General features: G+C 40.4%; 27 protein-coding genes. 16 read left to right on the top strand and 11 right to left on the bottom strand.

Features of this window, described 5'->3' with window-relative positions; genetic code table 11:
* Positions 1-24: 24 nt before the first annotated feature.
* The 6 genes from KCV26_05315 to KCV26_05290 all read left to right on the top strand — a co-directional run bounded on the left by KCV26_05315 (position 25) and on the right by KCV26_05290 (position 4,212).
* Complete coding sequence (locus KCV26_05315; protein WZX37798.1) at positions 25-639, top strand: outer membrane beta-barrel protein; 615 nt, start codon at positions 25-27, stop codon at positions 637-639.
* A 180-nt stretch (positions 640-819) separates the two neighbouring features.
* Positions 820-1,707 carry a hypothetical protein gene (locus KCV26_05310; GenBank protein WZX37797.1) on the top strand — a complete coding sequence of 296 codons (888 nt, stop codon included), beginning with the start codon at positions 820-822 and terminating at the stop codon, positions 1,705-1,707.
* Positions 1,708-1,988: 281 nt separating this feature from the next.
* Positions 1,989-2,597: a hypothetical protein gene (locus KCV26_05305; protein ID WZX37796.1), complete on the top strand. Its 609-nt coding sequence runs from the start codon at positions 1,989-1,991 to the stop codon at positions 2,595-2,597.
* A 366-nt stretch (positions 2,598-2,963) separates the two neighbouring features.
* Complete coding sequence (locus tag KCV26_05300) at positions 2,964-3,203, top strand: hypothetical protein (protein WZX37795.1); 240 nt, start codon at positions 2,964-2,966, stop codon at positions 3,201-3,203.
* Positions 3,176-3,475, top strand: a complete 300-nt coding sequence (locus tag KCV26_05295; protein WZX37794.1) for an outer membrane beta-barrel protein — start codon at positions 3,176-3,178, stop codon at positions 3,473-3,475. Before KCV26_05300 ends, KCV26_05295 begins: the two co-directional genes overlap by 28 nt.
* Positions 3,476-3,576: 101 nt before the next feature.
* A complete protein-coding gene (locus KCV26_05290; GenBank protein ID WZX37793.1) occupies positions 3,577-4,212 on the top strand; it encodes a hypothetical protein in 636 nt (211 codons plus the stop codon).
* A 528-nt stretch (positions 4,213-4,740) separates the two neighbouring features.
* Here the strand turns inward: KCV26_05290 and KCV26_05285 are convergent.
* The 3 genes from KCV26_05285 to KCV26_05275 form a co-directional block, all read right to left on the bottom strand.
* Positions 4,741-5,025, bottom strand: coding sequence for a hypothetical protein (locus KCV26_05285; GenBank protein ID WZX37792.1), 285 nt, complete (start codon positions 5,023-5,025; stop codon positions 4,741-4,743).
* 3 nt (positions 5,026-5,028) lie between these two features.
* Positions 5,029-5,214 (bottom strand): hypothetical protein, encoded by a 186-nt coding sequence (locus KCV26_05280; protein ID WZX37791.1) that lies wholly within the window; start codon positions 5,212-5,214, stop codon positions 5,029-5,031.
* A 134-nt stretch (positions 5,215-5,348) separates the two neighbouring features.
* Entirely contained in the window at positions 5,349-5,528 is a 180-nt protein-coding gene (locus tag KCV26_05275) for a hypothetical protein (protein ID WZX37790.1), read from the bottom strand.
* 576 nt (positions 5,529-6,104) lie between these two features.
* Here KCV26_05275 and KCV26_05270 point away from each other — a divergent pair.
* The 5 genes from KCV26_05270 (at position 6,105) to KCV26_05250 (ending at position 10,736) form a co-directional block, all read left to right on the top strand.
* On the top strand, positions 6,105-6,347 hold the full coding sequence (locus tag KCV26_05270) for a hypothetical protein (GenBank protein ID WZX37789.1): 243 nt from the start codon (positions 6,105-6,107) through the stop codon (positions 6,345-6,347).
* Between the two features lie 118 nt (positions 6,348-6,465).
* Positions 6,466-7,245 (top strand): hypothetical protein, encoded by a 780-nt coding sequence (locus KCV26_05265; protein ID WZX37788.1) that lies wholly within the window; start codon positions 6,466-6,468, stop codon positions 7,243-7,245.
* Between the two features lie 18 nt (positions 7,246-7,263).
* Complete coding sequence (locus tag KCV26_05260) at positions 7,264-7,578, top strand: hypothetical protein (protein WZX37787.1); 315 nt, start codon at positions 7,264-7,266, stop codon at positions 7,576-7,578.
* 223 nt (positions 7,579-7,801) lie between these two features.
* Positions 7,802-8,770 carry a hypothetical protein gene (locus tag KCV26_05255; protein ID WZX37786.1) on the top strand — a complete coding sequence of 323 codons (969 nt, stop codon included), beginning with the start codon at positions 7,802-7,804 and terminating at the stop codon, positions 8,768-8,770.
* A gap of 58 nt (positions 8,771-8,828) precedes the next feature.
* Positions 8,829-10,736 (top strand): RagB/SusD family nutrient uptake outer membrane protein, encoded by a 1,908-nt coding sequence (locus KCV26_05250; GenBank protein WZX37785.1) that lies wholly within the window; start codon positions 8,829-8,831, stop codon positions 10,734-10,736.
* A gap of 342 nt (positions 10,737-11,078) precedes the next feature.
* On the opposite strand, the gene KCV26_05245 is transcribed toward KCV26_05250, so the two are convergent.
* The gene (locus KCV26_05245; GenBank protein ID WZX37784.1) at positions 11,079-12,065 is read right to left on the bottom strand and encodes a type I restriction enzyme HsdR N-terminal domain-containing protein; all 987 of its coding nucleotides are present in this window, start codon (positions 12,063-12,065) and stop codon (positions 11,079-11,081) included.
* A gap of 405 nt (positions 12,066-12,470) precedes the next feature.
* Here KCV26_05245 and KCV26_05240 point away from each other — a divergent pair, with 405 nt between their 5' ends.
* The 4 genes from KCV26_05240 to KCV26_05225 all read left to right on the top strand — a co-directional run bounded on the left by KCV26_05240 (position 12,471) and on the right by KCV26_05225 (position 14,951).
* Entirely contained in the window at positions 12,471-13,109 is a 639-nt protein-coding gene (locus KCV26_05240; protein ID WZX37783.1) for a hypothetical protein, read from the top strand.
* A 163-nt stretch (positions 13,110-13,272) separates the two neighbouring features.
* Positions 13,273-13,776: a hypothetical protein gene (locus KCV26_05235; protein ID WZX37782.1), complete on the top strand. Its 504-nt coding sequence runs from the start codon at positions 13,273-13,275 to the stop codon at positions 13,774-13,776.
* Complete coding sequence (locus tag KCV26_05230; protein ID WZX37781.1) at positions 13,773-14,360, top strand: hypothetical protein; 588 nt, start codon at positions 13,773-13,775, stop codon at positions 14,358-14,360. The genes KCV26_05235 and KCV26_05230 overlap by 4 nt, the downstream gene beginning before the upstream one ends.
* Positions 14,361-14,372: 12 nt before the next feature.
* On the top strand, positions 14,373-14,951 hold the full coding sequence (locus KCV26_05225; protein WZX37780.1) for a hypothetical protein: 579 nt from the start codon (positions 14,373-14,375) through the stop codon (positions 14,949-14,951).
* A 79-nt stretch (positions 14,952-15,030) separates the two neighbouring features.
* Here the strand turns inward: KCV26_05225 and KCV26_05220 are convergent, their stop codons facing one another.
* The 7 genes from KCV26_05220 to KCV26_05190 form a co-directional block, all read right to left on the bottom strand.
* The gene (locus KCV26_05220) at positions 15,031-15,597 is read right to left on the bottom strand and encodes an ORF6N domain-containing protein (GenBank protein WZX37779.1); all 567 of its coding nucleotides are present in this window, start codon (positions 15,595-15,597) and stop codon (positions 15,031-15,033) included.
* Between the two features lie 312 nt (positions 15,598-15,909).
* Positions 15,910-17,346, bottom strand: coding sequence for a phage integrase SAM-like domain-containing protein (locus tag KCV26_05215; GenBank protein ID WZX37778.1), 1,437 nt, complete (start codon positions 17,344-17,346; stop codon positions 15,910-15,912).
* A gap of 275 nt (positions 17,347-17,621) precedes the next feature.
* Positions 17,622-19,007: a D-xylose transporter XylE gene (gene xylE / locus KCV26_05210; protein WZX37777.1), complete on the bottom strand. Its 1,386-nt coding sequence runs from the start codon at positions 19,005-19,007 to the stop codon at positions 17,622-17,624.
* A gap of 174 nt (positions 19,008-19,181) precedes the next feature.
* Entirely contained in the window at positions 19,182-20,504 is a 1,323-nt protein-coding gene (gene xylA, locus KCV26_05205) for a xylose isomerase (protein ID WZX37776.1), read from the bottom strand.
* A gap of 19 nt (positions 20,505-20,523) precedes the next feature.
* Entirely contained in the window at positions 20,524-22,002 is a 1,479-nt protein-coding gene (locus KCV26_05200; GenBank protein WZX37775.1) for a carbohydrate kinase, read from the bottom strand.
* A gap of 12 nt (positions 22,003-22,014) precedes the next feature.
* On the bottom strand, positions 22,015-24,663 hold the full coding sequence (locus KCV26_05195) for a glycoside hydrolase family 3 C-terminal domain-containing protein (protein WZX37774.1): 2,649 nt from the start codon (positions 24,661-24,663) through the stop codon (positions 22,015-22,017).
* A gap of 32 nt (positions 24,664-24,695) precedes the next feature.
* Positions 24,696-25,430 carry an NUDIX hydrolase gene (locus tag KCV26_05190; GenBank protein ID WZX37773.1) on the bottom strand — a complete coding sequence of 245 codons (735 nt, stop codon included), beginning with the start codon at positions 25,428-25,430 and terminating at the stop codon, positions 24,696-24,698.
* 365 nt (positions 25,431-25,795) lie between these two features.
* On the opposite strand from KCV26_05190, the gene KCV26_05185 reads away from it, so the two are divergent.
* Positions 25,796-26,695 carry a bifunctional enoyl-CoA hydratase/phosphate acetyltransferase gene (locus tag KCV26_05185; GenBank protein WZX37772.1) on the top strand — a complete coding sequence of 300 codons (900 nt, stop codon included), beginning with the start codon at positions 25,796-25,798 and terminating at the stop codon, positions 26,693-26,695.
* Positions 26,696-26,705: the final 10 nt, after the last annotated feature.

Below are 26,705 nucleotides of genomic sequence, written 5' to 3'. Positions count from 1 at the left end.
AACAAATCGAATAATTAATTTATTATGAAGCAGATACTTTTTTTTATTTTATGCCTTTTGATCGGTATCTCCGGAAGTTTAAAAGCACAATCTTCTTTTTCTAAATCAAAAGGAGCCATCGGTATCACCTACTCCGGTCTGGGGGACAATGATGCCTACTATTTTGAAAGCCTTGTTGGAATAGGCGGATATGACGGCAAAGGGTATTATTCTTTGGGAATTACCTATATACGCCCCATCACAAAACGTTTGGATATAGAAACCGGTATCTCTTATAGTAAATATAAATACCGAGTCAGTAGTGCGCCTATGCCGGATCCACCGGCACCTTACAATATAACGAATGCTGTAGTCGATATACCGGTAACAGTTCGATGGAATTTTCTTAAATATTTCTTTTTGAACGGAGGATTGTTACTCGGGATTGATACCGGAAAAGAAAATCATTTAGATAGGCAGACCGGTATTGGGGCGATGATTGGTGTCGGCGTAAAGTATGATCTGAAAAATGTACCGGTAGGTTTCTTTGCCAATCCCTATTTTAAAATGCATAGCTTGCTTCCGTTTTCTATGGAAAAATATCATCAACGAACAGATGAAAGTGGGTTCCGGTTCGGTGTCGTCTATTCCCTACCATAAAGTGATATTGATTTATTATAAGTGTCTGTTATTAAGATGGGAAAGCAGGTATGAATTAAAATAGGTGAAATAGTCAATGAAGCGATTGTAATTTTCTCACAAACGATATTATACAGGATAAGACAATGATGAATTTCTTAATCGGACAGAATCAAATTTCTAATAACAAAATGTACAGTTATGAAACAATTTAAATTATCAAGAACATCGGTTTTATTTTTCTCCTTGTTATTGTCATGCGTATTGCTTTCTTGTGACAAGAAGGAGAAGGAGCCCGAAATCCAGCATTTGTATATCGGGAACAGCAGCTATTCAGTGGGAGTGAAGGCAAGCAATTATATTCCTATCTATAGCGGGAATAAGAGCTATACACTTACGCCCGGTGATGCCAGTATCTTCAAAGCGGAATACAGACCGGCAACCGGTTCTTACGATAGGACCGGAGATATCCGTATTGAAGGATCGAAAAAAGGAACTACCACGCTTACCGTGAAGGATAATGTCAGTGGTGAAACTGCAGTGCTGGATATTACCGTAACACGAAAATACTTGAATCTGTATATGAATTATGCTTTTCCTTCTATTGATATGGAGGATAAGGTGGATAAAAATAAATTAAGTTTGGAAGTGAAAGGTGATATCCTACATACAAAGGATTATGTTGTCACATTGTTGGCCAATGAAGGGAATAACCTTGAGAATAAGGCGTACCTGTTCAATTCGCCCAAGGAGGCCCGAACCGGGGAAATATTATTGGCTGGAAACTACCAATTTGAACGGAAGGGCGATGACTATTGGCTCTATCTGAACTTCAAGGATGGCGATAAAACAATCTCCCATAAGTTCAATATTTTTAGAGGCGAATACATTTTTCCCTCTCTGGTAAGTTATTTGAATGTAGCCTCGGGAGAGAAGGAAACAGATTACATATCAGAGGAAATACGATTGTTGGAAGACTTGACAGATAAGTATAAGTCCAATTATCCGGAATTAAAAAATATTTCTTTGACTGTCAAGATGTACGCTTCGGCCCGTAATTGGGATATTGCAACCGATTTGATTAAATAATGGGAGTTCGAGCTCCCATTAAACAGGATATAGATGTAAGTGTTTCTCTACTTTCCCTTACATCTTGACAATCATCCTTGACAATAGCCATATTTTCAGGGATGTTGTTTATTGATCAAATAACTCAATAATATTTTACAAAATATGAGAGACCATATTGTTGTAAATATTTGAAGCACCAAAATTTCGAAATGGGTAACCATACCAGTAGTCATTCTTTGTCTTTACTTTGCAGTACGAATTATTTCTCTTAATTGTGAACAAGAAAAAAGTTAATACATATGAAGCTAAAAATCAGAATTTTATTCGCTTTCGTAATAATGACAAATCTTGTATTTACACAAAATGCTAAAATGACAAACAACTACGGAAGTGAAAATCAAGAAATCCAAGACTTAATGGATTTTGAAAATATTTACATCGAACAACTCAACTTTGAAAGTGAAAATCTGAATGGTAAATATTATCAAATAAATCTTGAAGAATATAAAAACGGAAAACATATAAAAACTTTTACACTTTTTGACGGCTCAGAAACTGAATATTTCAAAATAGACTCTAATAAAGAATCAATAAAATTCTTTTTCAAACTGAGTGACGGAAAATTAAAAACTTATATCAAAGGAAAAAAATTTGGGAGTAAAAAATCGTATTTCAAACTAAGTAATAATTCAGATAAATACGCATTGAAAGATTTTTTTGGAAGTAAAAAAGAATTAAGCATTGACTTGCAGAAAAAAAATGCTGTTTTTGCAATCATTACACCAACAATTCACGAAGACGGTTCTGGTTCATATTGCGAAGTTGCACAATCAGAAATTGCACCAGAAAAATTGGGAGAACATTTTAAAATTCCACACTATTTTTTAATTACAATAACATTCAAATAAAAAACAGCAGGTAACACACGCTAAATAGTTCTGCGCTTCGAATAAACTTCCTTTAAAAACAATAGTATGAATGGATGTTTGAAGATAATAGGTTTTATAATTATCATTTCGATCGCTTCAATCACAATATTGAACGGTTTGATGTCTCGTAACTATTTTGCCTTTTTTATTGGTGTAGTCCTTTTTTGGGGATATGTTATTTGGGCATTAAAAAAGAAAAAGCAATGATGATGAAAACTTGTATAAAACACCTACTTGCAAAATGAAAAGTTCTATTTTTAAAACAATAGTGGTGGCCAGCATTTTGGCATTTAGCAATAATATATATGCTCAACTGGTATAGCCGGGGGAGTAAATCTCTCCACCTTGAGGAATGGTAATACCATCCTGCGATGGGATAATTCTCCGGGAGTAGGATTTCAAATTGGAGCATTCTATGATATTCACCTGTCAGACAAATTTAAGTTTCAACCTTCCTTGATGTTGTTGAACGAAACATACCGGCGATCAATGCTGGTTGAACAGGGTAGTACCGATGACATGAAGGAAGCCTTCAAATCATTCGGTTTTTTATCCCCATGGTTTTTTCATATAAGTTACCGGTAAAGTCAAATGAGAATTTTTTAATTGATCTCGGCTTGTATAACTCTTTTGGTCTTTGGGGAAAGGTTGATAGGACTAAAGATTTAGTCACAACCAAAGCTGATTTATACACTGAAGATTTTGGCAGATTTGACTTTGGATTAATAACAGGAATAGGTTACGACACACAGAAAATAAACTACTCACTTCGAGTCAAACATGGTTATATGCTAAATGGCTCTACCCGGGATAGACCGATGGCTTTCTTATTCACTATTGGATCTAAATTGCAATAATAGTTTTAAATAGAGTTTTTTTTCAATTTGCAAGAATTCATTTGTTTGTTTCGATTGTGGAAAGAAGTAGAAAGTAAAGAAATAATGACAAACTCTAAATTATGAAATATCCTATTTTATCAATCCTGATAGTTTTTATCTTATTACAAGGTTGTGTTTCATCGAGAAATTACATTTCTCCTGATGAAACTGCAAAAAAAATCTTTACCCCGACAGAGCTGGAAGGCATCGGACAGATGATCCACTTCGTGGATAGTATCGTATCGGAAAAGACCGGGCTAACAGGCATCAATGAAAGTTACCACGCCTATTTTGATAAATTGACCGCAGATTTTTTTAACGAAAAGGGCTTTGTTCCACTGTTGAATGATACCGCAAAATTTAAGTTTTTCGATACAATGGAGAGTGAGGCTTTTTCTGCATTTTGGATAGAAGGTCTCGAATACATAAATAGAAGCACACAAGGTAGAAAAGTCGTTACTCTTGATATACGAGGGAAATATATGAAATATTTGCAGGAGACAGGAAAGTCGGACGATCCGTATGCTATGGTATATGAACTTACATACACGTCGGGGACTATCTTATCTGCATCGGTAATTGTATGGTTTTTCAGAAATTACCATGAACTTGACTTTACCGTTTACAAGCACCGTTTATGGGCTACAGTTTTCCTACTTAGTATAAAAACGTATGAACCCCCGGAGACTTATTTGCAAAACTTAAAACGTGAATAATAAATCTTATAATCTTGAAAAGACTGAACTAAAGTCGAGATTATATTGATCTAAGCAAACTTATCGATGTAAGAGTTTCTCTACTTTCCCTTACATTTTAACAATCATCCTTGAAGGTATTTTATTTTCAGGGATATTGTTTTGAAATAGAAAGAGTATAAATTCGATTAGTCTCATTTTAATTTTCCCCATCCCCCGGCAGTGAAATCAGTCTACTGTCTTTTGAACCTGTCGAACGGCAACTAACAAAAGCGAACAATTAAATAAAGCACCAAAATAAGCAGATAACAAACGAGAGTAAATTTTACCCTCATTCTATGAACGAGAGTAAAATATTTGTGTTTTTACCCTTGTATTGAAAACACTCCCCAGACAGAATAAAATTCTTACCACATGCTCAGTTCAGTTGTACCCCCCGGCAAAAACAACCTTTTACATTTCTATACCCATACATCATTACCGGGCATTAGGATTTTCTAATCCTGCAGCTCTAATCATTCGGGTACAGCGGAAATTGGGGAACGAACATCAAAGGTAACCCCCACCACATCTTTCATCCCGGTTCCCCAACACCGTAACCACAGGAACTCTCAAATCCCCAATTCCCCCTGTACCTCTGCCGGGCAAAGGATGTTTTTGCCTCACCGACAGCGAAATCCATGCACCGGCTTCTGTTCCTTTCAACATCCCCCGGAAGTCTTGGATACCACCATCATCCCTGTAGTGCATCGATGAATCCCACCGGCAGACCGATTTCCAACCCCATCCCGATAGTGATCCGACTCTCTCGCTATCCGTCTCCCCGGTTTCCAACCTTCACCCCAATAGTAATACAATCCCCTCGTTACCCATCTTCCCGGTTCCTACCTCATCCCAATATTGCATATGCCACCTATCTCCACCCATCCCGGTATTCTCCCGGGATGCAGTCCACACCGCTCTTTGACCGCAGACCATAAAATCAACCATCCCCTTCCTATCCCGGTAAACTCCTGCACCCACCGTCTCCCGGTAAAACCAAACAGGTTATAAGGTGTTCGTCAATCGCTCGCTTAGTTCCGCAAAACATGTGAGCAAGGGCAAGCAAGTGGCTTAAAAAAATCTCCACACCTCGCTCCGCTTCGGGTAGCATTTTTTTAGCCACCCTTGCACACACCGCAGTCACACCTCACGCTTCCGCTCCAGTCCACTTCGCTTGCGGAGGGCAATCCATATCCATACCAACCTATCACATCCCCCAAAAATATCCAATAAGAAACCCCTTCAAACCGCTCCGTTTGGTGCTCATCGTGGCGTGGCTGCTTGTTTTTCTGCACAACGCTCGCTCAATCCTCACCCGTGGCTACTCTTGCCCCCTTAAACCCCGATATCGAATTCGCTACGCTCATACATCTTTTTCTAAGGGGGCAACCGCCACTCAGTGTTTCTGCTCGCCTGCTGGTCGCTCGGGCTACGCGGGGTGTCACACTTTTTGTAAATCCACCGGTCTGCCGCTATTGCAGTGCTCATTTCACTCACTACGTCTGTTGCCGACCCTCATTCTTCGGGACAACAACATCCTTCGTTCGGTTCCATTCACACCGCACCGCTGTATCAAGGCAAGAGCTTAATTCCGCTCGTCATCCCGTTCCATCCTTCGCTCATTACACTACAGGCGCTTTTCCCTAATCGTTGAATATCAACCAATCGTTCTCCGCTTCGCTCCGCATATTGCAGCCAAGTTTGCTCCGCACTTCGCTGCAATCCGCACCGTCTAAAGCCCCTTACGTTTCATTCGCTCAATTCCACTCACTTCCTCACTGCATCAAGCACTTGCCCAAACCGATACCCATAAACAAAAAGATGCGCCACCCCTGCTGAAATCAGTAGGCGTCACTCGCACTCGTGACCTCGTGCTTCCTTCTGCCACCACCCTCGCTCCACTCGCAACGGCTCGCGCCTCTTCACTCCGCAACAAAAAAACACTCCACTTCGTTCCGCAGTTTTTTTATTGCTCCGTTCCGGATAACCTGTTTTTCCGGCAGGCGAAGAACCCGATAATCAACCGGCAGGTCGTTCAGGTATATCCGACGCAGTATAGTGAACCGAACCTTTTCAATAGAAAAACCAGGTTGCTTCGCTCCCCCGGTTTTTGAATTGAACCTTTGAGGATAAATATTTTATCCTCAAAAATTCGATATTCTTTTAGTCCTTTTTTCGGATTTCCGAAAAAAAAGACTAAACTTGCACGGTTATTACTATTTTAAATGCATTATGTGTGATATTGAAACGATAAATCCATACGAAGAACCTCTAACAAAATATTTTGAGACAATAATTGATTTTATTCATACTTATAATAGACTAAATAAAATTCTCTTGAAAGACGCTCAAAAATATTCCCAAGAAGGCTCTATATATGATGCTACGTCTGCTTTAGTAATTAGTGATTGGACAGGTTCCACTGATAACGGATGGAAAATTAATTATTACACGGGTACAATAAAAGAAGTGAATAAGAAAAACTATCCTGATGAAATAAGCAAAATACTCTCCAGGGAGTTTGGAATGGCATATGCTCAATGTTTTGAAGCGTTCGAAACATTATTAAAGGATTTGATTTACATCAAAATTCAGAATGATCACAATTTCAAAAACTTATTGCCAAATAATGACTATTCAAGACAATCTATAAAAGGAGGAACCGACTTATTTAAATTAGTGAGAAAAGCTGGAGGTGAGAGATTTAGAAAGTATTCTAAAGAGAATAATTGTAAATTCAGGTTTAAAGAAATGTTCACCATTATATCCGAAATAAGGCATGCAATTACACACTCAAAAGGAGTTCTTGCAACGGCAAAAATTCCAAACGACAACTATTACAAGGCTCTTTTCAAATACTTAATGCCTTTTAATGATCTTGAAGGAGAAAAAATACTTTTGAAATTTGAATATGATATGTTTTATAATCTTCTTATTTATTTGTCAGAGTTTGGTTATCAGATATTTAAGATATTAAGCGAAGAAGATAATTACGAGTGTAAAATACTGTAAATAAATTCTTACTTAAAAATGACACTACACGAAGCCATAGAAAAGCTTTTACGACGGACAGGACTACCTATGACAACCCTGCAAATAGCACAGGAGCTGAATAATAATGGTTGGTATCAAAAAAGGGATAAATCACCAATTCATGAATCGCAAATTCGTATTAGGGCATATAATTATTCTAAGATTTTTCACTTGCATCGTTCAATTGTCTCACTTAAAAAACAATCTTCAAATGAAGCAATAGGGAAGGTTACAATATTATCCGATAATACTAACAAGAGGCAAAAGTGTACTCTCCTTCAAAAAACTAATCAATGTATAACGAGAATCTAAAATTCCGTTAGACATTTGTTAGAGTTCCGTTATGTTTTTTATTTCGTCCCACCTTAGGTCTGTATAACTTGCTTTTAATCATAGATAAAATGGAATAAAGAAAATAAAAATCAATAAATTCGGTAGTGTGAAAAAAAATAGTTAAACTTGCAATTGACATTATTATGCTTTAGAAACATATCAGTTCATATTATCAGATTATTATTAAATCAAGTAGAGAAGCATGACAATTAAAGAAGCTGTTTTAAAGAGTCTGGAAGATATCAATGGTGTAACAAATTATTGGGCTGTTTTCGAGCATATCATTAGCAATAATTATTATGATTTTGGTGAAGCGAAAACTCCCGGATCCACAGTATCCGCAATATTGGGGGATTTTATTAGAAATGGAGATACCAGAGTAAAAAGAATTAAGCAAGGAAGTACATATTCATATTACCTGACAAAAAATGAGCAAAACATTGGTCTGGAGATATTGAGCGGAGAAACAGAACCTTTAGTAACCGGCAAAACTAAGGCAAGGAAGACCAAAACCTATGAAGAGAGAACTTTACATAAGCTTTTGAGTAGTTTCCTTAAGAATATCGATACCTATTCAAAAACCATTTTTCATGAACATTCTAATGGGAAAGACAGCAACCAGATTTGGACTCATCCAGATATGGTTGGTATTAAATTCTTGAATTTACAGACAAAAGCCAGTCAAAACTTCTTAAAATCAATCAATCGGGTTGACACTTTCAAATTGAGTTCATATGAACTCAAAAAAGAAATTAACAGCGATAGCGAACTGAAAAAAGCGTATTTCCAGGCAGTATCAAATTCAAGCTGGGCAAATTATGGTTATCTCGTCGCTTTTGAATTTAGTGATAACCTGTATGAAGAAATGGAAAGGCTGAATCAGTCTTTCGGAATAGGTATAATTGAGCTTAATGCCAATCCCTATCAAAGTAAAATCCTTTTTCCGGCAAGTTATAGGGATCTGGATTTTAAAACGATTGATAAACTCTGTAAGATGAACAACGAATTTGAAAATTTCATCGTGCAGGTTGAAAAACTGATGACCGCAAGTGAAAAATATCTTATGGGGGCAGAAAAGGAACTTGATGAATTTTGCGACACCTACTTTGCCAATGACACAGAGGTTGAAAATTATTGTACTGAAAACCATATTCCTATAACAATTGAATAAAAAAACATTCATAGGCTTGCATCCAAAGAAGTAACACTGAAATTAAAACAACATTAAAATGAATAAGGCAATCTCAATATTTCTGTCAGCCATTATCCTGATGGCATGTTCCAAATCGGATGAAGACGTTCCTTCCGGAGATGAGGATAATCGTATTGTCAAAACCACGATAACTGGTAAAATCGAAAAGGGTCCTTTCCTTACAGGCTCAAAGATTACACTGTACGAATTGGATAAAGAGTTAAAACAAACAGGAAAGAATATATTTAAGACAGAAACAACGAATGATAATGGTGATTTTGTTTTTGACAGTAAAATGGAACTACTGAGTCAGTTTGTCGAATTGGAGATATCCGGATATTTTTTTAACGAAGTTACAGGTATAAGATCTTCCTCACAAATCACGCTTAACGTTCTCGCAGATGTTTCCGGTAAAGACAAGGTCAATGTGAATATCCTCACGCATTTGGTCTATAAAAGAATTAAAAACTTGATCTCTGAGGGGTTAAGTTTTCCTGTTGCGCAAAAACAGGCGCATAAAGAACTTCTAAACGTTTTTTATATCGCCAATGAAGTCAAAAATTCCGATGACATCGGGTTAACAGACGGAAATGATGATGCAGCGGTACTGCTTGCGATATCGGCAATTCTATTGCATGACAAAAGGGAAGCTGAGTTTTCAGAATTCATTGCTAAACTGAGTAATGACTTTGCGGATGACGGTACAATTTCGGATAGTGACTTGATGGGGAAAATTCATCTGGGTCAGCAAAATGTGAACTCAATTAAAGTGATGGATAATCTGAAATCCTATTTTTCTGAACAAGGTAAAACAATAGAGGTTCAGAATATTCGCAAATTTATCGATGGTAATGGAGATGGTATATTGGATGATAAAGACGCAAATCTAGACCGTAACCCGAATGAGTCGATAACGGAGGATGAGATTTTTAAAAATGAGGAAGTATTTAAACAAGCCTTAACCGGATCCTACGATAAGGTTCGTGGCTATTTTGAGAGAATGCTTGTGCTGGATGCAGTTCGATGTAATTTAATCGATTATAGTATAGATATTTCTTCTGACAATACTATTTTAAAAGACGCCTGGGCCCAAGCATATCAAGCTATTCATAGGTTAAATCAAATCATTGAACATTCCCAGGATGATGCAAACCAATACGCAAAACCATACCATTTTACCTCACGGGTATTGCGTGCTTTGCTCTATTTGGACATGGTTCAGCATTGGGGTGATGTACCTTTCATTACAAAGCCATTGACAATGGAAGAGATATTTGTACCCAGAACTGACAAAGTTCAAATATTCAATTCTTTATTAATCGATCTGGACGAATCGATGCCTTATTTAGAAGAAGATACGGAACATAATCAGATGTTTGTTTCACAAGATCTGGCAATCGCATTGATTGCAGCCATCCAATTGGAACGTAAAGATTATAGTACCGCAGCAACATATTTCGAAAAAATAATCAATAAAGGGAATAAAATATCTTTGGATAATACTGTCTACTCTGACATAAATAATAACGAAGCATTATTTACCCTGTTGTTTTCTGAAAGCGAAGATTATCAGCCTTTTCAGGTGTTTAGTCAACACTTGAAAAAAGGCAATTTGCATCCAATATACAGAAATACAGATGTATTTCTCAGCTATGCGGAGGCTCTGGTAGCTTTAAACAAAACATCAGAATCGTTAAGCTTATTGAATAAGGTCAGGGCTGCTGATAATATGGCTCCATTACAAGACTTTCCGTTAAAACCTGAACATGAAATAGCAGATCTATGGAAAAAATTCATTGGTTCGGATTACGGTTACTTTAGTCTCCTCAAACGATTAGGAATTGCAGTTGAACTTTTAGATATTCAAAGTTATCATCAGTTATATCCTATTCCGCTAACTGAATTAATGATGAATCCAAATATAACGCAGAATCCGGGATATTAAAATATATTTATACCTCAATTTAAGACAGAGATACTTATCCCCGCCCAATCTCTCATAAATACGCACACCGCAAAGGTACGGTGGCTTTTGTGTAATCTTGCAAGGTCGAGCCCTTCGGGTTTTCGATGGAATCTCCAATTCCGCCGGGGCGGAAATAGTATTCCACCGAAAAACCTTGCCGATTACAAAGCCACCCTTTGCTATACGCTAAGTTTGTATTTAATCCATTCCGTTCATTTCCCTTCGTTTTTCCTGACACATGGTTATATGATTGATCAGACGTCTATTAATAGGAAGAGTAATGGACAAGCCTAATCTTTAGCTACCGGTTTAACCTCTTAATTATTTATCAATCGAAACGTAGACTCTTTCAATACCAAGTTTCTGCCATTCTCCATTCCTAAATTCAGGTCTTGACCTTAAATTTCCTAATACACCTGAACTTTCGCTAAATCTTAGGGCATTCCAAACTTTTTGTTTTGTTGTCCCATTATTGTAGAACGTTGTTATATACGCTGTTTTTGTTGATAAAAGCCTCTGCTTAAACTCCGACTCAGACGATGGATTTAACTCGATCGGCAAAACACCCGCAGAATAGTCAATATTTACCTCCTGTTTTAATTGATTTTTAGGTAATTCTGTTGGATTTTGCTCTATGTTTTTCTGTTTTATCTCAATTCTTAACTCTTTCAGTACAGTATCTATTAGCTCCCCATCATATTCGTTTAAAAAATCTTGTTTTATCAACTCCCGGATTTTATCCTGATAGCTTTCTGAGAGTATTTTTTTTGTCAAGATTTTATGTTCTTCCCTTCGGTTTATTTTTTTTAAAGCACTTATTGTATAAGATTTTAATGATTCCCGGTTGAAGCTTTCTTTGCCAAATAATTCAACAAATCTCAACCCTTTCTCATTATCTTTTGTAAAATTAATTGTCTCTAATAGTATTGGATCTTCTTGATTTGATAAGTCGCCATCATAAAATATTTGAATTTCTTGTCCGATTAAGATTCCGTATTCAAGCCTTAGTTGACGCATATAAGAAAACAACTGTTGTTGGAATTTGGAAGTAAGCGGAATACTTGGTTGCTTTATTTCAATGACAAACAGTTTCTTATTGTCAGAAGCTTTGATTACAAAATCAGGAGTAATTTTGTTAGCCGCTCCAATTGGTAAAGAAGGGCGAATCTCAATATCACCAGAATACTCTTTCCAGTCTAAAACTCTTAAAGCCTGAACTACATTCTTTTCGAAATCGTTTTCACTAATGTCAAATTTAATGCTATCGAATAATAAAAAGCATATTTCATTCCATTTTTCGTTGTTCATTTTTGTTCTTTTCAATATTAATATAGTGAGATAAGCAATTAACAATTAAATAGATATATGTATATCTGTACTATGTAATTCAATCGAATCCACTTGCCCGATATTTTAAATCAGATCGCTTGAGAAATATTGGAAGTATCTTTTCAAAATACTTTCCTGACAAACCAAAAAAATTGGCTGAAAATAAAATAGATATGCAAGTTTAGCGAATTTTTTTAATACCAATAGCATTTATTTTGAAGTTTCTTCCTATAACGCAAGATAAAGCATACGAAGGCACTCCATACCAGCCCCAAACAACTTGAAATATTATTCAATATTTTAGCCTCGGATAAGGTTACGGCCATACCAAGTCAATACCAAGTCCAAGCAATCAATGTTTAACATTTTAAAGAATACAGTTTTATGGGAACAATTAAACAAGGTATTTTAGGAGGTTTCTCCGGCAAGGTCGGAACGGTTGTCGGAGGAACGTGGAAAGGCATCCATTACATGCGAAGCCTTCCTTCCAGTGTGAGGAATCCCCGGACACCCGGGCAAGTGAAGCAGCGGACAAAATTCTCCATCATGATCGAGTTTCTAAAACCGCTCACCCCTTTCCTGCGGATAGGGTTCAAAAACTACGCCAACAGGCAGACAGCGTTCAATGCAGCGATGTCTTACAATGTAAACAACGCGGTAGATGGCGAGGTTCCCGATCTGGAGCTTGATTTTCCAAAAATCCTCGTCTCCCGGGGAAGTCTTCTGCCGGCAGAGAATGCCGCTGCAGTAGCTTCCGAAGGGAGCCTGAACTTCACATGGAATGACAACAGTGGAGTAGGGAACGCCTCTGCAGGAGACCTGGCAATGCCGCTGGTTTTCAACAGTGACAAAGGCGAATCCGTTTTCAGCACCGAAGCCGGTGAGCGCTCGGCCGGTTCTGCAACAATGAATATCCCCGACAGTTGGATGGGTGATACCGTGGAAATATACCTGGGGTTTATTTCCGAAGACGGTACGATGGTGGCCAATAGCGCCTATCTCGGTCAGCAGACAATAGCTTAAGCTATTACTGTCCTTCATGGAACCGCTCCCTGCAGGAACGGTTCCATGTTCACCTACTATAATGTTTAACATGCCACATACAACCACAAAATGTTTTCGGTTATTGCCCTGATTGCATCGTGATATTTTTCTCAAACCGGCTCCCCTATAAAATATTGAAAAGATGATCGGACTTCTTCAAAATAATTATGAATTGCTCGCCATATTCTCTTCATTGGTAGGTGGAGGTGCGTTGGGTGGATTAGTTTCGACAATCATAAACCGGAAAGAAAACAAACGGATCAAAAAGAGTGAAGCCGTAAAGTCGGAAGCGGAAGCTAAAAAGGAAGATGTTTCGGCAGCCGTGGAAATGATGGGCTTATTGGAACGTACAGTGGCACACATGGAACGGATGAATGATTATAACAAAACCAATTCGGAAGAACTGCTAAAACTACTTCGGGATAAGGACGATATCAACGAGAAGTTGAGGAGCGATATCAAACTACTACAGCTTCAAAGAACCGAAGATCATAGAAGGATCACCGGACTTGAAAAAGCATTCGACAGGGAGCTTCAATGGCGAAAAGATGGGGACTACCATTATTGCGGGGTTGAGGATTGCGACAAAAGACAACCCCCTCTGGGCACATTTAAACGTGAAACCCAACAAAAACAACAACAATGAATATCCAAATCTTTCTTCAGGAGATAAATACAAGTCTGTTCAACCGACGTATGAATGACAGCCAGCGAAAAGGCATCATTGTTAAGTTGACAGAATTTGGCAACCACCATATAACCGATACCCGATGGAGAGCATATATGCTTGCGACATCCTTCCATGAAACCGCCAGAACCATGCAACCGGTCGAGGAAATCGGAAAAGGCCGAGGCAAACCTTATGGTCAAAAACTGAAATATAACCGAAAACCCTATACATGGCCCGACAAAATCTACTACGGACGAGGCGATGTGCAATTAACCTGGTACGAAAACTACCTGAATATGGGGAGAATCCTCAACCTGCCGCTACTTGAACAGCCGGAGCTCGCCCTTCAGCCCGGCATATCCGCACGGATAATGATAGAAGGCATGACAAAAGGTATCTCCAACCGAGGCGATTTCACCGGTGTATCGCTCGAAAACTACTTCAACCCGTACACCGATGATCCCATACGTGCACGACGGATTGTGAATGGACTCGATCAAGCCAATAAAATAGCGGAATATCATTACAAGTTCCTGGACGCAATAAAAAAAGCATCATAAAAAAGTACCACTATGAGTAAAGCAACAAAAGATATAATAGCTGCAGTCGCTTTAGTAATTGCAATTCTGCAATTACTTTTAGGATGCAAACCCAATCAACTGATCACAGAAAAAATAATCACAGAAATCGACAGTACCGCAGTATGGAATCTTGAAAAAGAACTCTATAAGAAAAAACTCCAGATCACCCTTCTCGAAACCGATTTAAAGCTGACAAAGGACGAAAACATCAATCTCCGGAATGAAGTATTGAAACATGAAGTACATTACGATACAACCGCCCCGGTTGACACCTCAACCGGTCGGCCGCCTGTATCTGCAGAGATCATTACCATCAGCAAGAGTTGGATGGAAAAAACGATTAAGGAGTATGAAACCCTTATTCAGCAAACATCCACTCAAAATGAAACCCTAACCACGGAAAATGCCAACCTGCAGCTCACGGTTAAAACCTTGGTCAATGAAAATAAAGAATTGAAAGAAAAAACCACCAGTACTGGCAGTACAAAATTCAGGCTATTTTTCTCCGGCCTAATGGCCGGCATACTCTTGAGCTTGCTGATTTGTTTCGCAATTCGCAAACTCAAATAAAAAATGGATGAGGATCCTCTCCTTCGGAGTAGATTATCATCCATGCAAAATTCAGATCATTCCTGCCGATTTTTTTAAATTATTTTGTTTTTACATATCCTATCGGATTACGTGGTTTTCCGGATAGTTTCTTTTGCGCTTGGAGTTCAGCCAATGACTCATTGATAAGCTCTAATTGCATCCTTGTATCTTCATTAATATCATTGTAGTCGGTGAACACTTCCTCTATGTATTCTTTGAATTTCCTTACTTCTTTTTGCAGTTCCTTTACTTCATCGACTTGCGGATTGTGGATCAAATGCCGGATGGCGACGAAAGCACGCATGATACCCTTGTTTATTTCAATAGCTGTATCTGAGTTCAGTACACTACTTAACATTGCCACGCCTAATTCGGTGAATGCAAAGGGCATATATTTTATGTTGTATCCACGACCTTTGTTCAAGATCACAATTTGTGATCTTGAAAGTTCTTCCCTTGTAACCTCAAACATAAAATCATCACCTTCAAAGCGTTTTATATTGCGCCTTACCGACTGTTTTAAAACCCTCGTTTCCACGCCATACATCTCCGCCAAATCAAAATCCAGCATGACCTTTACGCCCCTTATTTCATATATCTTACTCTGTATTATTGCTAATTCCATGAACTATTAAATTATATTCAAATTCTCCTTTCCCCTTGTTACGATCCACATTCAAAAACAACATAGCTTATATAAACTCTCCTGCACCTCAAATTATTGACAAAGGTATGAAAAACAACCAATTTGTTGCTACTCGTATAATCTTCTATGATATAAACATATAGGTTTATTATCTTTGGTTTAATCACCACCCGGGACGTAACCCCTAAGTCTAAGTTCCTGCAGCAATGAGTTTATTTTTATTAGAAAATATGCAGTTATACTGCAAATATCCTAAATAATGTAACCCATTTGTATTTCTTCTCAGATCATTTATCCGACTTCTACCGACTTGCCAGAATTGATCGTCGCATATTTTTTTTTCGGGTTCAACAATTTTGAATTGATCTCTCTTCTCTTTTTCGGCGTCAGGTTGACATATCCTGCCGTCACATCCTTCTTTGTACTATGCCCAACCATTTTTCGTACCACGATAGGATTGACATACATTTCGCTGGTAAGATGCGTTATATAGCTGTTTCGTGTGTACGAAGTTGATATTTCCGGGTCTAACTCAAGTTTATTGGCAATTATTTTTAACGAAGAATTGATAGGGTCTAATGCGAAATTGATAGCCTCTTTGATTTTCCTTTCATTCTTGCCGCTTGGAGCAATTCCGTTGAGAAATGGGAAAATATATCCGTCCTGATTTTTGTTCCCTTGCCGGTTGATTATTTCAACCATAGGTGGGAGCATCGGTGCATAAATATAAGTAGGTTTTTCTCCTTTTCGCAAAGTCTTTTTTCTTTGGAAAATTATTTCTTCACTGGGAGCATCAATATTCTCATACCTTAACCGGCAAAGGTCTCCGAAGTTCAATCCATTGCAGTAGAACATAAAAACAAATATATCACGTGCTGTTGCTATGGCATCATTATCTGTTTGGTAATTTTCGATTTTCCAAATGTCATCAACTGGTAAAGCAATATTCCTTCTGCCACCTTCCGGTATGGCGTACTTACCCCGTTTTACTCCGAAAGGATATTTCTTCTGGTTTATATAAGGTTCCTCACCCTCATTATTATTGATGATGGCTCTCAATGTTCTCATATATATACCGATGGTCGCATGTGCGACCCCGGTATCGAGCCAAAATTTCTCACATTCGATTAAGAATTCCGGAGTGATCTCCTCAAAAGATATTTTTTCGGATATACTCAACGCCTTTTTACCGATGGCTACATACTTGCTTTCAATACAGCGATTAATAAAATCCGTTTTGTCAGCACTTTTCTTATAAAGTTTATAATGTTTGAACCTCATAAGTGCATTAAGGGTTGTTCTATAAATCGATGCATTTCCAATCTTGTACTCATTTTCCAATGATACAATTTTCTTTTGAAACGCTTCATTGACTGTAGAGGTCGGTTGATCAGTCAAAAGGTTATCCAACGCAGCAAAAGAAAAGTCATTCGTCTCGGCCAAAGTATCTATCGCAGGTTTTAATGTAAGGGATAAAAAACGTAATAGTGTTTGTTTAGTTCCTGCATGTTTTCTTAGGTCTCTGTTTACAAATTCATCCCACTCATTTCTAGAAAACTCAAAGCCGGAGAAATAGACTTTTAGTTTTCGATTGTACGTAATCCGCCAGAATATGGGAGCCACTTCTTCAATATCGTATCGATATTTTCTCACCAAGCTAACAGAAATATTCCTATTTTTGTATTTAAAAACGGGGTGAGTTGATAAATAATTGTCGCTACTTGGCATAATATTAATATTTTAAACATTATATTTTGGGTAAACAATGGGTAAACAAAGATAGAAAAATACCAATATATAAGCAAAAATATCGATAAGATTTAACGTGGAAAAAATCATAAATAATTATAAATCAAATATATAATAAATAACGGTAAACAACGAAAAGAGCCAACTATTGCTTCCCAAGCTGAGGGTCGCGAGTTCGAATCTCGTTTGCCGCTCATTGAAGAACAAGCGTTTACCTATCGTAAGCGCTTGTTTTCATGATAAACCGTCCGGCGTCACTTCTTCCACAAACTTTCCATCTCTTCCAATGACTTCCCTTTGGTTTCGGGAACCATTTTCCATACAAAGAGAGCCGAAATTACAGCCATCAACCCATAAAAACCGTAGGTCAAAGCTCCGCTGTATTCCATCATTGCCGGATAGGTAGACGAGATCAGGTAATTGGCAGCCCATTGTGCGGCAACCGCCACGGCTACCGCCTGACCCCGGATTTTGTTTGGGAAAATTTCAGAGATGAGCACCCAGCAGATCGGTCCCCACGACATCATAAACGACGCCGTATAAATGATGATGAATACCAGTGTGCTTATTCCGATAATTTCGTTATAGGACAACGAGGATATGGCAAACATGCCGATGGCCATGCCAACGGAGCCGGTAATCAACAACGGTTTTCTCCCCCACTTATCCACCGTCAGGATGGCCACAACCGTAAACACGACATTGACAAACCCCATGATGATGGTTTGCAGCATGGAGGCATCTTTCGCAGCTCCCATACTCTCAAAAATACGTGGAGCGTAATACAACGCAACATTGATTCCCACAAACTGCTGAAACACCGACAACAAAACACCGATAAGAATAACCATTTTCCCGTAAGAAAAAATACGGGAACGTTCCGTTGTACGTCCGATGGACTGCTTTATTTCGGAGAAAATAGCTTCAGCCCTTAATTTATCAGCGTTAATCCGGCTTAAAACAGACCGTGCTTTTTCATCGCGATTCGACAATACCAGGTATCTCGGCGTTTCAGGAACCAGAAACAGCAACATACCAAACAAGGCTGCAGGAATAGCTTCTGATGCGAACATATACCGCCAACCCACATCGTTGATCCAATCGATACTCTGTCCAAAGGCGATGCCCCAATTAACGAAGTACACCACCAGCATTCCAAAAATAATGGCGAACTGGTTGAAAGAAACCAGCCTTCCCCGAATATCTGCAGGAGCTATCTCGCTGATGTACATGGGAGAAACGGCAGATGCCAGTCCCACTCCGACACCTCCGATTATACGGTAAAAATTGAATGTCAACAGCAACCCGATGGACGGCTGCCCTTTAGAGAAGAAAATAGCTTCGGGAAATCCCGATCCCAGTGCTGACACAAAAAACAAAACGGCAGCTATAAGCAGCGTTTTTCTTCTGCCAAACCGGTTTGAAAACACTCCCGAAATAACTCCTCCGATAATACAGCCGATCAGGGCACTCGACACGGTGGCTCCATGGATTAACGAATTTAATCCCAACGGCTTGACCAGGTAAGCTTCTATCGATTTTTCCGCACCGGAAATCACGGCCGTATCGTAGCCGAAGAGTAAGCCACCCAATGTCGCTACCAGGGTGATCCCAAAGATATAGGTTTTGTTGTACTTCATTTATCTTTAGATTATAAGACGTGAGAGCCAGAAATCAAGACAGACAAAAGATTATCAGGTCAATAAGCTTTTTCGTTGAATTGCTCAACGTTGTGCCCGATGAATTCACTGGTCAATGTTTTGAGAGTAGGGACGAACGTCCTTGTTCTTGGCTCTACTACCATCTTGGTTCTATCAAATGTACATGTTTACAATTGCTTCGTACAGTTCCTGCTTGCCGCTGATCTGATCAGGCTCTTTCCCCAGCGCGAGAGCGTATTCACGCATATCTTCGAGCGAGAGCTTTCCCTCTTCGAACTCGTTTCCTTTACCGCTATCGAAAGAAACGTATCTCTCCTTGAGCATCTGCAGATAGGGTGATTCATCCAGAATCCCGGCGGCAGCCTCCAGGGCTCGTGCAAAGGCGTCCATACCGGCAATGTGTGCAATAAAGATATCTTCCAAATCGGTGGAATTTCTCCGGATTTTGGCATCGAAGTTCGTGCCTCCGCCTTGCAAACCTCCACCTTTCAGAATAACCAACATGGCTTGGGTCAGTTCGTAAAGATCGATGGGAAACTGGTCTGTGTCCCAGCCGTTCTGGTAATCACCCCGATTGGCATCAATGGAGCCCAACAAGCCGGCATCGACAGCGCACTGCAGGTCGTGTTCAAAAGTGTGCCCTGCCAGTGTGGCGTGGTTTACCTCAATGTTCAGTTTGAAATCCTTGTCGAGGTTGTGTGCGCGGAGAAATCCGATCACTGTTTCAGCATCTGCATCGTACTGGTGTTTGGTCGGCTCCATCGGTTTGGGTTCAATAAGAAATGTTCCTTTAAATCCCTTCGAACGGGCATAATCGCGTGCCTTGGCCAGCATCATGGCCAGGTGTTTTTTTTCACGCTTCATATCGGTATTCAGGAGGCTCATATACCCTTCGCGACCACCCCAGAACACATAATTTTCTCCTCCCAGCTCGATGGTGGCATCAAGTGCGTTCTTGATTTGTGTGGCAGCGTAGGCTACACTGTCGAAGTTGGGGTTGGTAGCTGCCCCGTTCATGTAACGCTTGTGACTAAAAACATTGGCCGTACCCCAGAGCAGTTTGATGCCTGTCTCTTCCATCCTTTTTTTAGCGTATGCGACGATGGACCTGAGGTTGGCTTCATACTCCCCGATGGTTTTCCCTTCGTCGATCAGATCGATATCGTGAAAACAGAAATATTCGATTCCAATCTTCTGCATAAACTCGAAACCGGCATCCAGTTTCTTCCGGGCTCTTTCCAAAGCGCCATCACCATTGTTCCATTCGAAATCCTTGGTTTCTTCGCCAAAGGGGTCACTCGATTCCGCACAAAGGGTGTGCCAGTAAGCCATGGAGAATTTGAACCACTCTTTCATCTTCCGTCCGTAAACCACTTTCTCCGCATCGTAGTAACGGAATGCCAGCGGATTTTTGCTTTCTTTTCCTTCGAACCTGATCTTCCCTATTCCGGGAAAAAATTCTTTTTTTGTTTCCATAATTTTTCGCATCTGTTTTCTATTGTTTAATGTATTTTTTCCAACGTTGGTAAACCTCCTTGTACCTCTCACCATTCTTTTCATCGGGCTTAACGGTCATGATTTTCTTCAGCGAAGCAAATGCCTCTTCGTTGGAAGAATAGATCCCTACGCCCATACCGGCAGCTTTTGCAGCGCCTGCCGCTCCGTCGGTATCGAACAGCTCGATGGTTGATCCGGTTATGCCCGCCAGTGTTTCTCTGAATACGGGACTCAGGAACATATTGGCGTTTCCAGCCCTGATAAGGTTGATCTTCATCCCCATCTCTTCCATAATCTCCATTCCGTATTTAAAAGAGAAGACAATGCCTTCCTGCGACGCACGAACAATATCGGAAAGGGTATGAATATTGAAATTGATACCGTGAAAGGAACATCCCGGATCCTTATTTTGCAGTACGCGCTCTGCACCGTTTCCGAAAGGAATCACCGAGACCCCCCTTGAACCGACAGGAGACTTTTCAGCCAGCCCGTTCATGTCGTTGTAACTCAATCCCGGCTGTATCATGTTCCTTTTTATCCACGAATTCAGAATACCGGTTCCGTTGATGCACAATAAGACACCCAGCCTCGGCTTCCCGGATGTGTGGTTCACGTGTGCAAAGGTGTTAACACGCGAAAGCGGATCGTAATTCACTTCGCCCAGCACGCCGTAAACCACTCCCGATGTTCCTGCGGTAGAGGCTATTTCTCCTGGGTTGAACACGTTGAGCGAAACGGCATTGTTGGGCTGGTCCCCTGCCCGGTATCCCAGCGGGATACCCTCTTTCAGACCGAGCTCCTTGGCTGCTCCGGCGGATACCGTTCCCTGAAAACCAAACGTTGGAATTACCGGAGGAATAATTTCGTCACTGAATCCAAAATACCTCATCACCTCTGTCGAGACGGCGTTTGTCTGAAAATCCCAGAAAACACCTTCCGATAATCCTTCAATCGTAGTGCAAACACCACCCGTCAGCTTCATGGCAATATAATCACCGGGGAGCATGATCTTATCGATTTGTCCATAAAGGTAGGGTTCATTTTCTTTTACCCAAGCCAGTTTTGATGCGGTGAAGTTACCCGGCGAGTTCAACAGTGCAGCCAGGGCATTCTCTGCCCCTATCGCCTCGAATGCTTTTTCACCGTAGGGTACAGCGCGACTGTCGCACCAAATGATGGACGGGCGAAGCACTTTTCCGTTCTTATCGATGGCGACCAATCCGTGCATCTGCCACGATATCCCGATGCCTTTGATTTCGGCAACATCTATACCCGACTTTTTAATTACCGATTGGTTTGCCAGCTTCAGGTTTTCCCACCACATGTCGGGGTCTTGTTCCGCCCAACCCGGTTGTGCAGCATAGATCGGCATCTCGGTCTTCGGGAAAAAATCGGATGCTACCACCTGCCCCGTTTCTGCATTCACCAGGCAAGCTTTTACCGATGAACTGCCTATATCGTATCCCAACAAATACATGATGTTCTCTTTTTATTCGTTAATAAAATAATTATCCCCCTCTGTCTCAATAAAAACCTCTACTACGTTTCCGGTAGCCAGCGAACCGGCATCGGGTTGCTTACCTCCGATCGACACCTGCACTTTTCCGGTCTCAACAACCGGTATGTTCGCTTTGTTCCTTGCAGCAATCTGATGCGGTTTCAACGTAAACTTCACGGTTTGTGTTTCGCCTTTTTTCAAATGTACCCGTTTAAATCCCTGCAAAGCACGAATCGGTTTTTGCAGTTTACTGTCGGGTAGAGACACGTAAAGTTGAACAACTTCATCTCCATCCATATTGCCGGTATTGGTCACATCGACAGAAACCGAAATATCCTCTCCGTTCTTCACGCTTTCGGGAACAGTACGCAGTTTATACTGAAAGGTGGTATAGCTTAACCCATAACCAAACTCGTACAGAGGTTTTCCTTCAAAATACCGGTAAGTTTTACCCTGCATGTCATAATTATCAAAAGCAGGAATCTGGTTCACATCTTTATAAAAGGTAACCGGAAGGCGGCCTGCCGGATTGTAATCGCCAAAAATAACGTCGGCAATGGCTGTTCCGCCCGACTGCCCGGGATACCATGCCTCCAGAATGGCAGGAATATTTTCAGCTTCCCAGTTAAAGGCTAAGGCGCTTCCATTGAGAAGGACCAGAACAGTGGGTTTCCCGAGTTTCTGAATTTCTTTCATGAGCTCGGTTTGAACAGCGGGTAGTTTGATGTCGAGACGGTCTCCACCCGCAAAACCTTCTACATTGACTTTCATCTCTTCGCCTTCCAATAAGGGGCTCAGTCCCATACACAGAATCACCAGATCGGAGTTCCTGGCCAAATCAATGGCTTCTTGTTTCAAATTAGGATTAGGCACATCCCAAAGTATCTTCACATGAGCATATTCTGTTTTATCCTGAACGTATTCCACCTCTATTTCATACGGTTTTCCGGCTTCAAACTGCACATACTCATACCTTTTTCTCGCGTGATGCTGGTCCCTGCCTTGTGTTACCTCCTTACCGTCCACCGACAGTTTGTATCCGGTGAAAGCTTCGCCTCCAATGGCATATTCACCTGTAACAGGTGGCACAAGAACCCCTCTCCAGCAGATCGAGAATTCTTCCGGGTTTAAATCATCGAAGGGTGCTTTATTCCACCACACGAAATCGATATTGTCATCAACGCGCGTGCGCTTTGCGATACCTTCCAGCTTGTTGTTATCGAAATATTCAACATTCAGTCCTTTCGTTTGAAGCGTTTTATCGGTATAAAAATAATCAGCCGGAATAACGGTAAAGTAGGGAAGCTTTTCCGCCAGTGTGCATCCCTGAGCAAAAGCAACTTCAGCATGGGGTAATTTTTCGATAATCCCTTTTAACGGCGTGATTCCTTTCGAAGGGTATCCGTTGTAGTTGCCCAACAGAACCTCGTTATCGTCCGCATTTGGACCAATAACGGCTACTTTTTTAACTTCCTTGCTAAAAGGCAAGAGGTTGTTGTCGTTCTTCAATAAAACCATCGATTTTCGTGCAGCTTGTAATGCCAGCACCCGATGATTCTCACTGTCCACGACCTCAATAGGGATTTGCGCATATTTCACTTCGCTATCCGGGTCAAACATTCCGAGCTTGAACCTGGCAAGCAAAAGCCGTTTTACCGAAACATCCAGCTCCGCTTCCGTGATTAGATTTTGCTTCACGGTTTCAATCAAACCTTTGGCATATGTATCGCCACAATTAAGGTCGGTTCCGGCTTTTACCGCTTTAGCCGATGCTTCTTCGGGTGTGTTGACTATGTGGTGGGCATTTTCCCTGTAAAAATCACTGATGGCCCCACAATCGGAAACAATATATCCGTTGAACCCCCATTTGTTCCGCAACAGATCTTCCAGGTATTTATCGCCACAGCACGGCTCACCCCGTAACCGGTTATAGGCACACATGACGGAATAGGCACCCGCCTCCTGGACAGCACGCCTAAAATGAGGCAGATAAGTTTCTGCCAGATCATAATCTGAAGGATATACGTCGAACGAATGCCGGGTGGATTCCGGACCGCTGTGAACAGCAAAATGTTTGACGGTTGCCACTAACTTCAGGTACTTTGAATCATCGCCCTGTAATCCTTTAATGAAAGGGATGGCAAGTTCTGCCGTCAGGAACGGATCTTCCCCGTAGGTTTCCATCCCCCTGCCCCACCGCGGATCACGGAAAATATTGATGTTGGGTGTCCAGAAAGTCAATCCCTGGTAAATACCTCTTTTCCCTTTTGAGACATAATCGTGATGCTTGGCGCGCGCTTCGTCAGAAATGGCTGTTGCAATTTCTGACATTTGCTGACTGTCCCACATAGCCGCCATTCCGATAGCTTGTGGAAAAACCGTAGCCAAACCGGAGCGCCCGACACCGTGCAAGCATTCGTTCCACCAATTATATGCAGGTATGCCCAGCCGGTCAATGGCCGGTGAATCGTATCGCATCAGCTCAGCCTTCTCTTCGATTGTCAACCGTGAGAGCAGGTCGTCCGCTCTTTCTTCGAAAGAGAGTTTTGTGTTTAAATAAGGCTGTACCTCTTTGCAGGAAAAAAAGAGAAATCCTGCGATCCACAAAAGAAACAGGTAGTAACCAGAAGTCTTTTTCATTGCAAACTGTATTTTGAGTTTAACATGAACGGCTAACTATATAGTTTTCGTGTATTTTTTTTGTGTACTTTTTTATCGAACCTGTAAAGCCTGGGAGCTCTGTAAGGTACATCTTTCTGCACTTCGTCCAATTGTTCCAGGCCTTCAATCTGCATTATTTTTTTCTTGAAGTTACGGACATCAGACGTTGTGCCCATTATGATATCATACAGGTTTCTAAGTTGTGTCATGGTGAACTTCTGAGGCAGCAGTTCGAATAACATGGAGGGCTCCGACTTCACTTTGTGGCGGATATGCTCTAACGCAGTATCCGCAATTTCATTGTGATCGAAAGCTAGCCGTAAAGATTTTAATGAACTTACGTCGTACCAGTTTGCTGCAGTATTCTCCGACTCAAAAATAATTTTTCTACTTATTTTAATCAGTGCCACATACCCTACTGTAACGATTCTGCCGATTTTCATGTTTGTCAGTTTCTCCAGCCAATTTTTGTCCCTCATATTCTTTGTCCTTTGGGGATTGCCAAAGCTATGAAACTGGCTCAGGTAAATGTTTTTTAATCCCGTCAGTTCGTTAAGGATACGTATAGCTGCCTCATCCAGGTCTTCATCTTCGAAAATAATGCTTCCCGGTAATTTTTTATCGCTGAAGTTTTGTTCTTCTATCGTCCGTTCGATAAGCAATACTTTCAGTTTTTCACCGTCAAACCCAAAAACAACGCAGTCCACCGAAACGTGAGGGTTGTAAACATGAGTGCTATTTTTCATGACATATTCTTAATAAGAATACAAAATTATACAGATTAATCACAATACATGTAAAATTTTTATATGTTTTAAAACATTATTATCAGCAATTTATATAAAGTAAAAAATACATATATAAAAATAACCTTATTGTAATTATTACTTATATTACATCTTGAAAACTACTTCGAATTACTTTTATAGCTTTACCTTTTTATGAAAAATAATATTCATGAATAGTTTTATATATATGATTAGCTTAGGAGAAAAGTTTCCTGCCAAAAGAAACAGATTTCTGACATAATTCCAATAAAAAACTTGTTTCAGGAGATTATCTTCTTTTTTTTTTGTTATTTTGTGCGTAAACTCCCTTAACAATACTTTTTATGATTCACAGATTAGCTGAACTTACCGAAAAAGCCAAACAGAAACCCATACGGAAGATTGCAGTTGCGGCAGCAGAAGACGGATCGGTACTAAAATCCATCAAAGCAGCTATGCAACAAGGACTTGTCAGTCCTGTACTGGTTGGTAACAAAAGTGAAATTGAAAGAATCGCGCAACTCATTGATTTTGATCTGAGTCAGGTAGAAATTATCCACAACGACAACGGAGCCAATGAATCGGCAAAAATAGCTGTGTCTGAGATAAAGAAAGGTAATGCCGGTATTCTTATGAAAGGCCTTGTCAGCACGGGCGACCTGCTAAAAGCTGTTCTCGACAAAGAAAACGGCCTGCGAAAAGCAGCAGTCCTCAGTCACGTGGCCTTTTTTGAGTCGCCTTACTACCACAAACTTTTCTGTGTAACGGATGCGGCCATGAACATTGCTCCCGATCTGGATACCAAGGTACATATCCTCAACAATGCCGTGGAGGCATGTCATAAACTCGGGATAACCGTGCCTAAAGTCACTGTAGCCGCCGCTGTAGAAACCGTTAATCCAAAAATGGAAGCCACCGTTCATGCCGCTCAGCTGAAAGAAATGAACATCAATAAACAATTGCAGGGATGCCTCGTGGATGGACCTTTTGCCGTCGATATTGCCGTCGACAAAGAGGCTGCCACACATAAAGGCATCTTCAGTGAAGTTGCCGGGGACAGCGACATTATTCTCGTACCCGACATAGAAGCCGGAAATATATTTTACAAGGCGTTAAACTTCTTGGGAGGAGCCGTCTGTGCAGCCGTAATCATGGGTGCGGCGGTTCCTATTGTGCTTACATCACGCTCCGATTCAGAAATCAGCAAGATGCTTTCTATCGTTTTGGCAGCAGCTATGGATTAAACATTACAAC

Source organism: Petrimonas sulfuriphila (assembly GCA_038561985.1).
Taxonomy (GTDB): domain Bacteria; phylum Bacteroidota; class Bacteroidia; order Bacteroidales; family Dysgonomonadaceae; genus Petrimonas; species Petrimonas sulfuriphila.
The sequence above is the reverse complement of the archived record's forward strand: the minus strand, read 5'-3'. Positions and strand labels throughout refer to the sequence as shown.

Excerpts from the sequence above, each read along its gene's own strand:
- KCV26_05195 (WZX37774.1), bottom strand. The coding sequence starts at position 24,663 with ATGAAAAAGACTTCTGGTTACTACCTGTTTCTTTTGTGGATCGCAGGA.
- xylA (WZX37776.1), bottom strand. The coding sequence starts at position 20,504 with ATGGAAACAAAAAAAGAATTTTTTCCCGGAATAGGGAAGATCAGGTTC.
- KCV26_05260 (WZX37787.1), top strand. The coding sequence starts at position 7,264 with ATGACACTACACGAAGCCATAGAAAAGCTTTTACGACGGACAGGACTA.
- KCV26_05290 (WZX37793.1), top strand. The coding sequence starts at position 3,577 with ATGAAATATCCTATTTTATCAATCCTGATAGTTTTTATCTTATTACAA.
- KCV26_05235 (WZX37782.1), top strand. The coding sequence starts at position 13,273 with ATGATCGGACTTCTTCAAAATAATTATGAATTGCTCGCCATATTCTCT.
- KCV26_05215 (WZX37778.1), bottom strand. The coding sequence starts at position 17,346 with ATGCCAAGTAGCGACAATTATTTATCAACTCACCCCGTTTTTAAATAC.
- KCV26_05250 (WZX37785.1), top strand. The coding sequence starts at position 8,829 with ATGAATAAGGCAATCTCAATATTTCTGTCAGCCATTATCCTGATGGCA.
- KCV26_05255 (WZX37786.1), top strand. The coding sequence starts at position 7,802 with ATGACAATTAAAGAAGCTGTTTTAAAGAGTCTGGAAGATATCAATGGT.
- KCV26_05220 (WZX37779.1), bottom strand. The coding sequence starts at position 15,597 with ATGGAATTAGCAATAATACAGAGTAAGATATATGAAATAAGGGGCGTA.
- KCV26_05200 (WZX37775.1), bottom strand. The coding sequence starts at position 22,002 with ATGTATTTGTTGGGATACGATATAGGCAGTTCATCGGTAAAAGCTTGC.
- KCV26_05305 (WZX37796.1), top strand. The coding sequence starts at position 1,989 with ATGAAGCTAAAAATCAGAATTTTATTCGCTTTCGTAATAATGACAAAT.
- KCV26_05310 (WZX37797.1), top strand. The coding sequence starts at position 820 with ATGAAACAATTTAAATTATCAAGAACATCGGTTTTATTTTTCTCCTTG.
- xylE (WZX37777.1), bottom strand. The coding sequence starts at position 19,007 with ATGAAGTACAACAAAACCTATATCTTTGGGATCACCCTGGTAGCGACA.
- KCV26_05230 (WZX37781.1), top strand. The coding sequence starts at position 13,773 with ATGAATATCCAAATCTTTCTTCAGGAGATAAATACAAGTCTGTTCAAC.
- KCV26_05315 (WZX37798.1), top strand. The coding sequence starts at position 25 with ATGAAGCAGATACTTTTTTTTATTTTATGCCTTTTGATCGGTATCTCC.
- KCV26_05295 (WZX37794.1), top strand. The coding sequence starts at position 3,176 with ATGGTTTTTTCATATAAGTTACCGGTAAAGTCAAATGAGAATTTTTTA.
- KCV26_05265 (WZX37788.1), top strand. The coding sequence starts at position 6,466 with ATGTGTGATATTGAAACGATAAATCCATACGAAGAACCTCTAACAAAA.
- KCV26_05245 (WZX37784.1), bottom strand. The coding sequence starts at position 12,065 with ATGAACAACGAAAAATGGAATGAAATATGCTTTTTATTATTCGATAGC.
- KCV26_05185 (WZX37772.1), top strand. The coding sequence starts at position 25,796 with ATGATTCACAGATTAGCTGAACTTACCGAAAAAGCCAAACAGAAACCC.
- KCV26_05190 (WZX37773.1), bottom strand. The coding sequence starts at position 25,430 with ATGAAAAATAGCACTCATGTTTACAACCCTCACGTTTCGGTGGACTGC.
- KCV26_05240 (WZX37783.1), top strand. The coding sequence starts at position 12,471 with ATGGGAACAATTAAACAAGGTATTTTAGGAGGTTTCTCCGGCAAGGTC.
- KCV26_05225 (WZX37780.1), top strand. The coding sequence starts at position 14,373 with ATGAGTAAAGCAACAAAAGATATAATAGCTGCAGTCGCTTTAGTAATT.